The organism is Shinella zoogloeoides, from assembly GCF_033705735.1.
In the GTDB taxonomy this organism is placed as follows: Bacteria; Pseudomonadota; Alphaproteobacteria; order Rhizobiales; family Rhizobiaceae; genus Shinella; species Shinella zoogloeoides_A.
On record NZ_CP131130.1, the window covers coordinates 2,333,888 to 2,347,277 of the forward strand.

9 protein-coding genes are annotated in these 13,390 nt (G+C 64.7%); 1 reads left to right on the plus strand and 8 read right to left on the minus strand.

Annotation, left to right across the window (positions count from 1 at the left end; translation table 11 throughout):
* Nucleotides 1–42 precede the first annotated feature (42 nt).
* Nucleotides 43–2,253, minus strand: a complete 2,211-nt coding sequence (locus tag ShzoTeo12_RS11725; RefSeq protein WP_318909821.1) for a hypothetical protein — start codon at nt 2,251–2,253, stop codon at nt 43–45.
* A 69-nt stretch (nt 2,254–2,322) separates the two neighbouring features.
* Nucleotides 2,323–3,618: an adenylosuccinate synthase gene (locus ShzoTeo12_RS11730; RefSeq protein WP_318909822.1), complete on the minus strand. Its 1,296-nt coding sequence runs from the start codon at nt 3,616–3,618 to the stop codon at nt 2,323–2,325.
* Between the two features lie 222 nt (nt 3,619–3,840).
* Here ShzoTeo12_RS11730 and ShzoTeo12_RS11735 point away from each other — a divergent pair, with 222 nt between their 5' ends.
* Nucleotides 3,841–4,734, plus strand: coding sequence for a DMT family transporter (locus ShzoTeo12_RS11735; RefSeq protein WP_119256736.1), 894 nt, complete (start codon nt 3,841–3,843; stop codon nt 4,732–4,734).
* Between the two features lie 65 nt (nt 4,735–4,799).
* On the opposite strand, the gene serA is transcribed toward ShzoTeo12_RS11735, so the two are convergent.
* The 6 genes from serA to ftsH all read right to left on the minus strand — a co-directional run bounded on the left by serA (nt 4,800) and on the right by ftsH (nt 13,365).
* Nucleotides 4,800–6,395, minus strand: a complete 1,596-nt coding sequence (gene serA / locus ShzoTeo12_RS11740; RefSeq protein ID WP_318909823.1) for a phosphoglycerate dehydrogenase — start codon at nt 6,393–6,395, stop codon at nt 4,800–4,802.
* A gap of 73 nt (nt 6,396–6,468) precedes the next feature.
* The gene (locus tag ShzoTeo12_RS11745; RefSeq protein WP_318909824.1) at nt 6,469–7,650 is read right to left on the minus strand and encodes a phosphoserine transaminase; all 1,182 of its coding nucleotides are present in this window, start codon (nt 7,648–7,650) and stop codon (nt 6,469–6,471) included.
* 174 nt (nt 7,651–7,824) lie between these two features.
* Nucleotides 7,825–8,553 (minus strand): outer membrane protein, encoded by a 729-nt coding sequence (locus tag ShzoTeo12_RS11750; protein WP_318909825.1) that lies wholly within the window; start codon nt 8,551–8,553, stop codon nt 7,825–7,827.
* Nucleotides 8,554–8,738: 185 nt separating this feature from the next.
* Nucleotides 8,739–9,569, minus strand: a complete 831-nt coding sequence (locus tag ShzoTeo12_RS11755) for an outer membrane protein (RefSeq protein WP_318909826.1) — start codon at nt 9,567–9,569, stop codon at nt 8,739–8,741.
* A 240-nt stretch (nt 9,570–9,809) separates the two neighbouring features.
* On the minus strand, nt 9,810–11,162 hold the full coding sequence (gene glmM / locus ShzoTeo12_RS11760) for a phosphoglucosamine mutase (RefSeq protein WP_119256732.1): 1,353 nt from the start codon (nt 11,160–11,162) through the stop codon (nt 9,810–9,812).
* 280 nt (nt 11,163–11,442) lie between these two features.
* Nucleotides 11,443–13,365, minus strand: a complete 1,923-nt coding sequence (gene ftsH, locus ShzoTeo12_RS11765; protein WP_119256731.1) for an ATP-dependent zinc metalloprotease FtsH — start codon at nt 13,363–13,365, stop codon at nt 11,443–11,445.
* Nucleotides 13,366–13,390 lie beyond the last annotated feature (25 nt).

The window sequence follows — 13,390 nt, forward strand, 5'->3', positions numbered from 1 at the left end:
GGCAGCGATGCCGGGCCTTTCTTTTTGCCTGTTGGCGGAGCCTTACTGGCCGGCGCTGCCGGCTGCGGCCCAGGCCTTCATCACCTTGTCGAAGGCTTCCGTGCCGGCCGCGCCCTTGTCGAGCGTCAGCAGCGCGCGGCGGCCGTTGCGGTAGGTGATCGGGATATCGATCCACGAGCGCGTGCGCATGAGTTCCGTGTTCTTGGCGATCGCCTCGGGGAAGTCGTTGAGCGCGATCATGTGGAAATCGTCGGTGATCTTGGCGGGCACCGCGATGAGCGCGTCGCCGCGGTCCTGCTCGGTCCGCTTCATCGCCACGCGCTGCACGCTCTCGATGCCGCCGCCCTCGAAATTCTCCGGCAGCGAGAAGACCAGCTCGACGATATGGCTCGCCGGCAGCGACTTGTCCGCGTTGCGGCGGAAGGTGATGAGCGCCGTCAGGCCCTTCGAGGGCACGTTGATCTGCGCGCGCACCACCGGCTCGGGCTTGGCGTCGCCACCCGGCGATTCCTCGGCGCTCGACCAGGCGACCGTGCCTTCGATGGCCGTCGGCGAGGTCTGGCCGAGACGCTCCTCGTAAAGGAACATCTTCTGCGACACGCCCGCGGCCGGCTGCTCGCCGGTTGCGGCCGGGACCTGTTCGCCGGTCGTCGTCGCCGTGCCGTTGCCGGCCGGGGTCTGTTGCGCCGTTTCCGTGCCCGTGACCACGCCGGCATTGCCGTCGTTCCCGGCCTGGGCGGTTTCCGTGGACTGGGCCGCGACGGACTTGCCCTCTTCGGTCCCGTTGCCGTCGAGCGCCGGCGCCGGGCCGTTGTCGACCTCCGAGCCGTCCGTCATCAGGCGCTGGGTGAACTTGCCGCTGGCATTCTGCTCTGCGGAAGCGACCTCGGTGTTCGCCGTGGTGCCGGCAGCATTATTATCGCCCGTCTGCTGGGTGGAAGGCGTGGTGTTCGCCGGCAGGTTTCGCGCGCCATCCGCCGTGTCGGTGGCCGGCTTCGTTTCCGCGGGCGTCTTTTCCGCCGGGGCGGTGAAGGAGGCGATCTTCTCGTTGACCCAGCCGTTCACCGTATCGCGGTTGAACCAGTAGGCCGCGCCGGCACCGCCGACGATCGCCAGGAACGCGACGGTAGCGGCAAGCGCACCGAGGCCGAAACGCGACTTGCGCGGCTCGGCGCGGAACGAACGCTGCGGCGCGCGGGCCGTCTCGGCGCCTGCTGTTGCCGCTGCCGTTGAGGTGATCCCCGCAAGGCCGTCGTCGAAGGCCGGCGGCGTCGCCGTGACGGACGGTTCCGTCTTGGCCGGGAAGCCCATCAGGTCGTCGAGGTCGTCCCAATCGCTCTTCTTCGCGGTATCGGCCGGCTGGGCTTCCGCCGGGACGGCCTTTTCCTCGGGCCATTCCCAGGCAAGCGGATCGGGCTCGACGGCGGGCTGGTCGTGGTTCTCGGCGACAGTCGCGGAGGTGGCCGCCTCGTTCCAGTCCCATGCGGCCTCTGCGGCCGGCATGCGGGCTTCCGCCAGCGGATCGGCCTCCGGCGCCTGCACGTCGTGAACGGGATAGGCGACCGGCTCGGGCTCGACGACCTCCACCGTCTCGGCCCCCGCCTCGGCGGTCACGTCATGCTCGGGCTCGTGCCAGGAGGGAACGTAGTCCTCCGTCGGCTCAGCCTCCGCCTGCCAGGACGGCTCGACATGGGCGGCGACGGCGACCGGCTCGTGATGAACGATCTGCTCCTCGACGACGGGTTCGGGCTCCGGCTCGGCGTCCGGCTCGCTGACGGCGACGGGCTCCTCGGCAGCCGGCTCTTCCGCCACCGGTTCGTGCGCAATGGGTTCATGAGCGACAGGCTCGTAAGCGACCGGCTCTTCGGCCGGCAGCTCTTCCGCATGATGCTCGACGGCGGCCGGCTCCTCGTAGGGCTCCGGCTCGGCGGCTGTGACAGGCTCTTCTTCCGGCTGCGCGACGGCGGCGGGCTCTTCCGCCACCGGCACTGCTGCAACGGGTTCCTCGACGGGTTCGAAGGCGGGCTCCTCGGCCGGAAGCGCCTCGGCATGATCGCCCTCGACGTCCGTGATCGCCGCTTCCAGCTTGTCGAGCTGGCGCTTCATGAGTTCATCGGAGGGGCGCGGGTTCATGGATTCGAGCTGCCGGCGGACCGCGCCGCGGGCTTTCTCGTAAACCTTCTGCCGCATCTCGGCATTGTTGTCCGAGAGGCCATCCACGGCCCTTCGAATGACTGCTACAAAATCCGCCATCAGAACTTTCCGTCGTGTTCGCGTGCTATCCTATTGGAATAGGTCACGGAACTGGTGTTGAGCTTGAGATTAGTCCTCAAACGGGTCGGTCACAAGTATGGTGTCGTCGCGCTCCGGGCTGGTCGAAAGCAGGGCGACCGGGGCGCCGATCAACTCTTCGACCTGGCGGACATACTTGATCGCCTGGGCCGGCAGGTCCGCCCAGCTGCGCGCGCCGACCGTCGATTCCTTCCAGCCTTCGAGCGTGACATAGATCGGCTCGACGCGGGCCTGCTGGCTCTGGCTCGCCGGCAGGTAGTCGATCTCCTTACCATCCAGCTTGTAGCCGACGCAGATTTTCAATTCGTCCAGCCCGTCGAGAACGTCGAGCTTGGTGAGCGCGATGCCGCTGATGCCGTTGGTCTTGACCGTCTGGCGTACCAGCACGGCATCGAACCAGCCGCAACGGCGCGGGCGGCCGGTATTGACGCCGACCTCGCGGCCCACGGTCGCAAGATGCTTGCCGATCTCGTCATCCAGCTCACAGGGGAACGGGCCTTCGCCCACGCGGGTCGTATAAGCCTTGGTGATGCCCAGCACATAGCTGATCGCCGTCGGGCCGAGGCCCGAACCGGCGGCCGCCTGCCCGGCAACCGTGTTGGAGGACGTCACGAACGGATAGGTGCCGTGGTCGTTGTCGAGCAACGCGCCCTGCGCGCCTTCGAAGAGGATGCGCGCGCCGGACTTGCGGTGCTTGTCGAGAACATCCCAGACCCGGTCGACATAGGGCAGGATCTGCGCGGCGACGGAGGTCAGTTCCTCCTCGATGGATTGGACGGAAATTTCGGCAAGGCCCATGCCCCGGCGCAGCGCATTGTGGTGCGTCAGCAGGCGCTCGATCTTCGGCCGCAGCGTCTCCGGTTCGGCAAGGTCGATCACGCGGATGGCGCGTCGGCCAACCTTGTCCTCATAGGCCGGGCCGATGCCGCGGCGGGTCGTGCCGATCTTGGTGCCGTTGCTGGAAGCAGCGTCCTCGCGCAGCGCGTCGAGATCGCGGTGCAGCGACAGGATGAGCGGCGCGTTGTCGGCGATGCGCAGCACCTCCGGCGTCACGGCGACGCCCTGCGCGCGCAGCTTTTCCACTTCCGCGACGAAATGGTGAGGATCGACGACGACGCCGTTGCCGATGACGCTGAGCTTTCCGCGCACAAGACCGGACGGAAGCAGGGCCAGCTTGTAGCTGATGCCGTTGATGACGAGCGTATGACCGGCATTGTGGCCGCCCTGGTAACGAACGATCACCTCCGCCCGTTCCGAAAGCCAGTCGACAATCTTGCCCTTGCCTTCGTCACCCCACTGCGAACCGACAACTACGACACTTGCCATTTCATCTTTCCCGTTTTCGCGCGCGAGCGCTTCACTCGTTTACGCGCACGTGCACGTGCGCCTGACCTGAAACCCGCGCATCTATACTGTGTTGTCTTTGGGAATGCGACCCTGTTATGGCGGCCGGCATCCGCTTTTTGCATGACATGGCGCGGATTTTCGCCTTATGTGAGGCGCCGCCTACCCATCCCGCCCCTGCCTTTCTCACCCGGACAAGCCGCCTTGAACAGCAGAGCCTATATCTATCTGTCCGTCACCACGCTTTTCTGGGGCGCGAACTCGGTTGCCGGCAAGCTTGCCGTCGGCCATGTCAGCCCGATGGTGCTGACGACCTTCCGCTGGATCGTGGCCCTTCTCGTCATCCTCGCCTTCATGCTGCCGCAGGTGAAGCGCGACTGGCCGAAGATCCGCCGCCACTGGCTGCAGCTCCTGCTCTACGGCGTCTTCGGCTTCACGGCCTTCAACGCCCTGCTCTACACCGCCGTCGGCTATACCAGCGCCATCAATGCGGTCATCGAGCAGGCCGGCATTCCCATGCTGATCTTCGTCTTCAACTTCCTGCTCTTCCGCATCCAGGCATCGCTCGCGCAGGTTCTCGGCTTTACCGTGACCCTTGTCGGCGTGCTATTAACAGCCGCTCATGGCGAATTCTCGGCACTGGCGGAACTTCAGTTCAATTTCGGCGACGCCCTGATGCTCGTCGCCTGCATCGTCTATGCCGGCTATACCGTATCGCTGCGCTGGAAGCCGGAACTGCACTGGCAGAGCTTCATCGCCGCCCCCGCCTTCGGCGCCCTCCTCAGCGCCATCCCGCTTTTCATCTGGGAACTGTCGCGCGGCGCGGCCATCTTCCCGGACGCCACCGGCTGGGGCGTCGTGCTCTATGCCGGCATCTTCCCCTCCCTGCTCTCGCAGGTGCTCTATGTGCGGGGCGTCGAGATGATCGGCGCGAACCGCGCCGGCCTCTTCATCAACGCCATTCCCGTTTTCGGCACCATCCTCTCCGTCCTTTTGCTCGGCGAGACGATCCAGCTCTTCCATGTCCTCGCCCTTCTCCTCGTCCTCGGCGGCATCGCTGTCGCCGAATGGGGCCGGCCGAGCGAAAAGAACGGCTGAAACGGAAAAGGCCCGCCGGATCGCTCCGACGGGCCTTTCCATTTCCGTCTTGGGAGGGACGAAGATCAGTCGACGTTGAAGACGAGCGGCTTGACCTGGCGGATCGCCGGGTTGGCGCCGAGCTTGGCGACCACCTCATCGGAAAGCGCACCGTCGACATAGAGCAGCGCGATGGCGTCGCCCCCTTCCTTCTCGCGGCCGAGCTGGAAGTTGGCGATGTTCACGCCGGCCTCGCCGAGCGTCATGCCGATGAAGCCGATCATGCCGGGAACGTCGGTGTTGGTGATGTAGACCATGTGGTGGCCGACATCGGCATCGAGGTTGATGCCCTTGATCTGGATGAAGCGCGGCTTGCCGTCGGAGAAGACCGTGCCGGCGACCGAGCGGGTCTGGTTGGCGGTCTTCACCGTCAGGCGGATATAGCCGTCGAAGACGCCCGACTTGTCGCGCTTGACCTCGGAGAGGATGATGCCCTTCTCCTTGATCATCACCGGCGCCGAAACCATGTTGACGTCGGCCACCTGCGAGCGGATGAGGCCGGCGAGCACCGCGCTGGTCAGCGCCTTGGTGTTCATCGACGCGGTCGCGCCGTCGTAGAGGATCTCAATTTCCTTGATCGCGCTTTCCGTGACCTGGCCGACGAAGGCGCCGAGCACGTCCGCAAGACGGATGAAGGGCTTCAGGATGGGCGCTTCCTCGGCCGTGATCGACGGCATGTTGATGGCGTTCGAGACGGCACCCTTGACGAGGTAATCCGACATCTGTTCGGCGACCTGCAGGGCGACGTTCTCCTGCGCTTCCGTGGTCGACGCGCCGAGATGCGGCGTGCAGACGACGTTATCGAGACCGAAGAGCGGGCTTTCCGTCGCGGGCTCGACCTCGAACACATCGAAACCAGCCCCGGCGACATGGCCGGACTTGATGGCTTCGGCAAGCGCCGCCTCATCGACCAGGCCGCCACGGGCGCAGTTGATGATGCGCACGCCCTTCTTGGTCTTGGCGAGCGCTTCCTTGCCGAGGATGCCGCGGGTCTTGTCCGTCATCGGAACGTGGAGCGTGATGAAATCGGCGCGGGCGAGCAGGTCGTCCAACTCCACCTTCTCGACGCCCATTTCCACGGCGCGTTCGGCCGACAGGAAGGGATCGTAGGCGATGACATGCATGCCGAGGCCGATGGCCTTCTTGCAGACGATGCCGCCGATATTGCCGGCGCCGATGACGCCGAGCGTCTTGCCGGTGATCTCGACGCCCATGAACTTGGACTTCTCCCACTTGCCGGCCTGCGTGGAGGTGTCTGCTGCCGGAAGCTGGCGGGCGACGGCGAACATCAGCGCGATGGCGTGCTCGGCGGTTGTGATCGAGTTGCCGAAGGGCGTGTTCATGACGATGATGCCGCGGCGCGAGGCGGCCGGGATATCGACATTGTCGACGCCGATGCCGGCGCGGCCGATGACCTTGAGGTTGGTCGCCGCCGCGATCAGCTTTTCCGTCGCCTTGGTGGCGGAGCGGATGGCGAGGCCGTCATAGTTGCCGATGATCTCGGCGAGCTTTTCCTTGTCCTTGCCGAGCTTCGGCTGGAAGTCGACGTCTACGCCGCGATCACGAAAGATCTGGACGGCGGTTTCAGAGAGTTCGTCGGATACGAGTACGCGAGGTGCCACGATGGCCTCCTTAAATCGGTCTTGGAAGATGAGATAAAGGTGGCTCCGCCCGGGGACGAAGCCAGTCGCGAAATCAGGCCGCAGCCTTGGAAAGCGTCGCCTTCTGGGTCTCGAAGGCCCAGGTCAGCCAGGGCATCAGCGCCTCGAGGTCGGCGGTGTCGATAGTGGCGCCGGCCCAGATGCGAAGGCCCGACGGGGCATCGCGATAGGCGCCGATGTCATAGGCGACACCCTGCTTGTCGAGCAGCGAGACGAGGCCCTTGGCGAAAGCCGCCTGTGCATCCGCGTCGAGCGCCAGCACGTCCTTGTCGGCGATCGTCAGGCAGACGGAGGTGTTGGAGCGCGTCGCCGGATCCCTGGCGAGATTGGCGATCCAGTCGTTCTTCTCGACGAAATCGAAGATGACCTTGGCGTTCGCATCGGCGCGGGCCATCAGGCCCTTGAGGCCGCCGACTTCCTTCGCCCAGACAAGCGCGTCGATATAGTCCTCGACGCAGAGCATGGAGGGCGTGTTGATCGTCTCGCCCTGGAAGATGCCCTCGATCAGCTTGCCGCCCTTGGTCATGCGGAAGATCTTCGGCATCGGCCAGGCCGGCGTATAGCTTTCGAGGCGTTCGACGGCGCGCGGCGACAGGATGATGACGCCATGTGCGCCCTCGCCGCCGAGAACCTTCTGCCAGGAGAAGGTGACGACATCGAGCTTGGCGAAATCGAGGTTCTGCGCGAAGGCGGCCGAAGTCGCGTCGCAGATGGTGAGGCCCTTACGGTCCGCCGGGATGAAGTCGGCATTGGCAACGCGCACGCCGGAGGTCGTGCCGTTCCAGGTGAAGACCACGTCACGGTCGAAATCGATCGTGGAAAGGTCGGGAAGCAGGCCGTAATCGGCCGTGATCTTGCGGGTGTCGGGGAGCTTCAGCTCCTTCACGACGTCCGAAACCCAGCCCGAACCGAAGCTTTCCCAGGCGACCATGTCGACGCCGCGCGGGCCGAGCAGCGACCACAGCGCCATTTCGACGGCGCCGGTATCGGAGGCCGGCACGATGCCGATGCGGTAATCCGCCGGCACTTCCAGGACTTCGCGGGTGAGATCGATGGCCTGCTTGAGCTTGGTCTTGCCGATCTTGGCGCGGTGCGAGCGACCGAGCGGGGCATCGGAAAGCGCTTCGAGCGACCAGTTGGGGCGCTTCGAGCACGGGCCAGAAGAGAAATGGGTATTGTTCGGACGCACGTCCGGCGGTGTGACGGTCTTCGTCATGATCGCTATCCTTCCAGATAGATAGCTCCTCGTTGGGGAGGAGTGTCCCGCCGCCGTGGATATGGGAGAGCCGTTTTCAAGTCAAGCGGAATATGTCGCGATCGAAAAATAATAGGACGCAATGGAACGGCGCGCCGGTTGCCCGACGCGCCGTGAAAACTGCTGGACGATGTCTTACCAGAGAGGAACGCGCAGCCCCACACGGAATTCGTGCTTGTGCAGCCCGTGGTCGCGGATCTCCACGTCACCTGCGGCGGAGCGGAAGGCCTTGCCGCCGCCCATGCCGGAAAAGCGATAGCCGAAGTCGAGCTTGACGCGGGAGGTGAGATCCACGGAGGCGCCAGCCATCAGCGCATAGGTAAAGCGCAGGCCGTCCCGCCCTTCCACGCCGGGGCAACCTGCGCCCGAGCAGGCAGGGTTCCGCCAGTCGAGCCAGGTCGCGCCGAGCCCCGCCCCGAGATAAGGCGTGAAGCCGGCGAGCGTGCCGAGGTCGATATAGCCGTTCGCCATCAGGCCGGCGGCGGAATAATCCGCCTTGAAGGCACAGGGACCGCCGGCGCAGGCAGCGCTGCCCTTGAAGCCGTCCTTGGAAAAATCGGCGGTCACATCGCCACGCAGCAGGTCGCTGAACTGGTAGCCGATGCCGACGCCGTAGGAGAGCGGCCGGGAGAAGCGCGCCGTATCGAAATCCCGCGTGCCGCCCGCATCCGTCAGGCGAGGCCGGTCGCCCTTGATCCAGCCGGAATAGCCGAGATCGCCGCGAATGTACCAGCCTTGCGCACTGGCACTTTTCGACACGTCGATTTCCGGCGCGTCGATGATCTCGATGTCGCCGGCAACGGCGCTTGTCGCGATGAAAGCTGCGACGGCGGCCATGCCAAACGATGCGAAGCGGCGGAACATGTCTCGATTCCCTGAAGACCGGGTAGCCCGGCGGTGACCCGGTGCCGGCCGCCTCACGCCGCCATACACCGTCGGTTAACCATATTTCTTAAGGAATGAAGAAACCGTTAAGCCCCTCCCCGCCGCGCCGGAATGCAAAAGGCCGCCCCGAAGGGCGGCCCTGAAAATTCATCCGACGAGGCGGCTTACTTGTAGACCGGCTGCTCGATCGGAATATCGGCCGGCGGGATATAGGTCGCCGTTTCGCAGCCGTTGAAGGAGTAACGCAGACCGGCACGCGCCTCATGGCTGTAGAAGCCCTTGTCGTAACCGGGGCCGCCGTTGTTCTTGAAGCCGAACATCGCGCCCTTGGTGATGTGGCGGAAGCGATAGCCAACGTCAGCCTTGAGATTGCAGGTCAGGTCGATCGAAGCACCGGCCATGAGCGCGTAGGTAAAGCGCCAGCTCTTCTTGCCGCCATGTTCGGTCGTGGTGCAACCCGGATTGGCCGGGTCATCGCAGATCGTGTTGTTCAACTTGTTCCACTTCACATAGGAACCGCCGATACCGCCGCCGACGTAAGGCGTGAAGACACCATAGTGGCCGATATCGACATAGGCATTGGCGAGCAGGCTGAGAGCGGACATTCCCGAGCGATCGGTCGAATGGCAAGGCACCGCGCCGCACAGGCCGGTCGTGCCGCCCCGGAAGTTCGACTTGAACATATAGTCGAGCGTCACGTCGGTACGGAAGTGGTCGTTGATCTGGTAACCAACGCCGCCGCCGATGACAAAGCCGCTTTTCAGCCGCGTATAGTCAAAATCGACGTCGTTGCCGTTCGATCCCTGGAAATAATGCGCACCGCGCATCTTGTTGTACGACCAGCCCGCATCGCCGCGCAGATACCAGCCGCTGGTCTCGACAATGGCGGTCTCCTGCACCGGGGCCTCGATGACCTGCGGCTCATACAGATCGGCCGCGTAACCCGACGTGCCTGTCAGCAGGACGGCGACGATGCCACTCAAAACTTTCCTCATGGCCTTGCTCCAATAGGCTTGTGCTTGGCACGCCCGGCAAGCCGGCTTTCCAAGTCCCTCGATCGGCTATGGATAATGGCGAAGAAAGGTTAAGGCCCGATTAACTACAAAAGTTTACTCTATCCGTTAACAACCATTCACAAATTCGGAAAATCTTTAAGTAAAGAGCACTCTTCGACTTGCAACCAATAGAAAAGGCCGGAGCGAAGCCCCGGCCTTCAAAAATAGCGGTCGATCCGTTCAGGCGGCGCTGCGCACCGCGCCGATGACGCCGACGAGCTCGTCCACGATGCGCTCCACCTGGGCGCGGTCGTCGCCTTCCGCCATCACGCGGATCAGCGGCTCCGTGCCGGAGGGGCGGATGAGCAGGCGGCCGTTCCTGGCAAGCTGGCTTTCCGCATCCGCGATGGCCTGGCGGACCGTCGCGTCTTCCAGCGGCTGGCCGGCCTGGACGCGGACATTCTTCAGCACCTGCGGCACCGGCTCGAAACGGTTGCAGACCTCGCTTACCGTCCTGCCGCTGCGCTTAACGCAGGCAAGGATCTGCAGCGCCGCCACGAGGCCGTCGCCGGTCGTGCCGAAATCGGACAGAACGATATGGCCGGACTGCTCGCCGCCGACATTGTAGTCGTGCTGGCGCATGTGCTCGACGACATAGCGGTCGCCGACCTTGGTGCGCTGGAGGCCAAGGCCCTTGTCCGTAAGGAAGCGTTCGAGACCGAGATTGGACATGACGGTCGCGACGATGCCGCCGCCACGCAGCATGCCGTCCTCCGCCCAGCTTTCGGCGATGACGGCCATCAGCTGGTCGCCGTCGATGATCTTGCCGTTCTCGTCGACGATCTGCACGCGGTCGGCGTCGCCGTCGAGGGCGATGCCGATATCGGCGCGCACCTCATGCACCTTGCGCTGCAGCGTTTCCGGATGGGTCGAGCCGCATTCGAGGTTGATGTTGAGGCCGTCCGGCTCGTTGCCGATGGTCACGACATCCGCGCCGAGCTCCCAGAGCGCAGCCGGCGCCACGCGGTAGGCCGCGCCATTGGCGCAGTCGATGGCGACGCGCAGGCCCTGGAGCGTGACATCGCGCGGCAGCGTACGCTTGGCATGCTCGATATAGCGGTCGTGCACGCCGTCGATGCGCTTGGCCCGGCCGATCTCGGCGGACTTGGCGAGCTGCGCCATCATGTCCTTTTCGAGCAGGTCCTCGATCTCCATCTCCAGCTCGTCGGAGAGCTTGTAGCCGTCCGGGCCGAAGAGCTTGATGCCGTTGTCGTAGAAGGGATTGTGCGAGGCCGAGATCATCACGCCGATATCGGCGCGCAGCGACCGCGTCAGCATGGCGACGGCCGGCGTGGGGATCGGGCCGAGGACGAAGGCGTCGATGCCGGCCGCGGTGAAGCCCGCCACCATGGCGTTTTCCAGCATGTAGCCGGAAAGGCGCGTGTCCTTGCCGATCACCACCCGGTGACGGTGCGCGCCGCGCCGGAAGATCGTGCCGACGGCGATACCGACCCGCATGGCAAGGTCCGGCGTCATCGGGAAGGTGTTGGATTGACCCCGGATGCCATCCGTGCCGAAGTAACGACGTTTCATGTTCGCTCCTGAATTCGCCGGCCGGGCGGCATGCCGCCGTGCCGGCGCGATACGCGCCCCATCTGCCGCGTCCAAGGTGCCTTCCGTGAGGCACCAACGAGGCGAGCATACTAGCCCCCTCGGGTAACCTTAAGCTTAAGACGCGTAGCTTTTGCGCTTCTTTGCCACAAAACCGGGCAAAGAACACCCGTCCCGGAATCAGAATTCATTACACTGCGTTACCGAAAGAAAACGGCCGGGAAAGATTTCCCGGCCGTTTTCATGTTTCCTGTCGCGGCGATTACTGCGGCTGCGGTTCCATTCCGCTTTCCGGTTCGCCGCCCTTCTTCTGGCCGGCCTTCGGAACGGCCGAGCCGCGATGCGGCGGCGTGTCGTCGCCAAGGTCGCGCGCCGGCTTCTCGCCGCGGATCAGCGCCTTGATCTCGTCGCCCGTCAGCGTCTCGTATTCGAGCAGGCCTTCGGCGAGCGCCACGAATTCGTGGTTCTGCTCGGTGATGATCCGCTTGGCCTCGGCATAGGCCTCGTCGATCAGGCGACGGATCTCGTTGTCGATCTTCTGCGCGGTCGCTTCGGACACGTTCTTCTGCTGCGCGACCGAATGGCCGAGGAACACTTCCTGCTGGTTCTCGCCATAGGCGACCTGACCGAGCTGGTCGGAGAAGCCCCACTGGGTGACCATGGCACGGGCAAGCTTGGTGGCCTGCTCGATGTCCGAGGACGCGCCCGAGGTGATGTTGTCCTTGCCGAAGGTGATCTCTTCGGCGACACGGCCGCCCATCATGATGGCGAGGCGCGAGACCATCCACTTGTAGCTCATGGAATAGCGGTCACCTTCCGGGAGCTGCATGACCATGCCGAGCGCGCGGCCGCGCGGAATGATCGTGGCCTTGTGCAGCGGATCGGCGAGCGGCACCTTGAGCGCGACGATGGCGTGGCCGGCCTCGTGATAGGCGGTGAGCTTCTTTTCCGCCTCGGTCATGGCCGAAGAGCGGCGCTCGGCGCCCATCATGATCTTGTCCTTGGCGTCCTCGAATTCCTGCATGGTGACGAGGCGCTTGTTGCGGCGCGCGGCCATCAGGGCGGCTTCGTTGACGAGGTTCATGAGATCGGCGCCGGAGAAGCCGGGCGTGCCGCGCGCAAGAACCTTGAGGTCGACATTCGGTGCCAGCGGCACGTTGCGGACATGCACCTTGAGGATGCGCTCGCGGCCGACGATGTCCGGGTTCGGCACCACGACCTGACGGTCGAAGCGGCCGGGACGCAGCAGCGCCGGGTCGAGGACGTCGGGACGGTTGGTCGCGGCGATGAGGATGATGCCCTCGTTCGCCTCGAAGCCGTCCATCTCGACGAGGAGCTGGTTCAGCGTCTGCTCGCGCTCGTCGTTGCCACCGCCGAGGCCGGCGCCGCGATGGCGGCCGACGGCGTCGATTTCGTCGATGAAGATGATGCAGGGCGCGTTCTTCTTGGCCTGCTCGAACATGTCGCGGACACGGCTTGCGCCGACACCGACGAACATTTCCACGAAGTCGGAGCCCGAAATGGTGAAGAACGGCACATTCGCCTCACCCGCGACCGAGCGGGCGAGCAACGTCTTGCCGGTGCCGGGCGGGCCGACGAGCAGCACGCCGCGCGGAATGCGCCCGCCGAGGCGCTGGAACTTTTGGGGATCGCGCAGGAACTCGACGATCTCTTCCAGATCCTGCTTGGCCTCGTCCACGCCCGCGACGTCCGCGAAGGTGACGCGGCCATGCGCTTCGGTCAGAAGCTTCGCCTTGGACTTGCCGAAGCCCATCGCCCCGCGCGAGCCGCCCTGCATCTGGCGCATGAAGAACAGCCAGACGCCGAGGATCAGCAGCATGGGCAGCAGCGTGCCGATATAGCTGAGGAAACCGGAGGAACCATCCGTCTCGGGACGCGCGCTGACGACGACGTTCTTCGCCTCCAGACGCTGGACGAGCGAATTGTCGCCGTTCGGCGCATAGGTCTGGAAGGTCGCGCCGGTCTCGACATAGCTGCCGACGATCTTCTCGCCGGTGATGACGACTTCCTTGACCCGGCTCGAGTCCACTTCCTTGAGGAACTGCGAATACGGGATTTCCCGCGAGCCGGTCTGCGTCGGGCTCGTCTGGAACATGCTGAACAGCGCGATCAGCAGAAGGGCAATGATCGCCCAGAGGGCGAAGTTTCGGAAGTTAGGATTCATCGAGCTTTCCGGGCACTTTCTCGGC

What these genes read in the sequence shown, in the direction of transcription:
- ShzoTeo12_RS11725 (WP_318909821.1), bottom strand. Translation starts at nt 2,253, where the DNA reads ATGGCGGATTTTGTAGCAGTCATTCGAAGGGCCGTGGATGGCCTCTCG.
- ShzoTeo12_RS11730 (WP_318909822.1), bottom strand. Translation starts at nt 3,618, where the DNA reads ATGGCAAGTGTCGTAGTTGTCGGTTCGCAGTGGGGTGACGAAGGCAAG.
- ShzoTeo12_RS11745 (WP_318909824.1), bottom strand. Translation starts at nt 7,650, where the DNA reads ATGACGAAGACCGTCACACCGCCGGACGTGCGTCCGAACAATACCCAT.
- ShzoTeo12_RS11750 (WP_318909825.1), bottom strand. Translation starts at nt 8,553, where the DNA reads ATGTTCCGCCGCTTCGCATCGTTTGGCATGGCCGCCGTCGCAGCTTTC.
- ShzoTeo12_RS11755 (WP_318909826.1), bottom strand. Translation starts at nt 9,569, where the DNA reads ATGAGGAAAGTTTTGAGTGGCATCGTCGCCGTCCTGCTGACAGGCACG.
- glmM (WP_119256732.1), bottom strand. Translation starts at nt 11,162, where the DNA reads ATGAAACGTCGTTACTTCGGCACGGATGGCATCCGGGGTCAATCCAAC.
- ftsH (WP_119256731.1), bottom strand. Translation starts at nt 13,365, where the DNA reads ATGAATCCTAACTTCCGAAACTTCGCCCTCTGGGCGATCATTGCCCTT.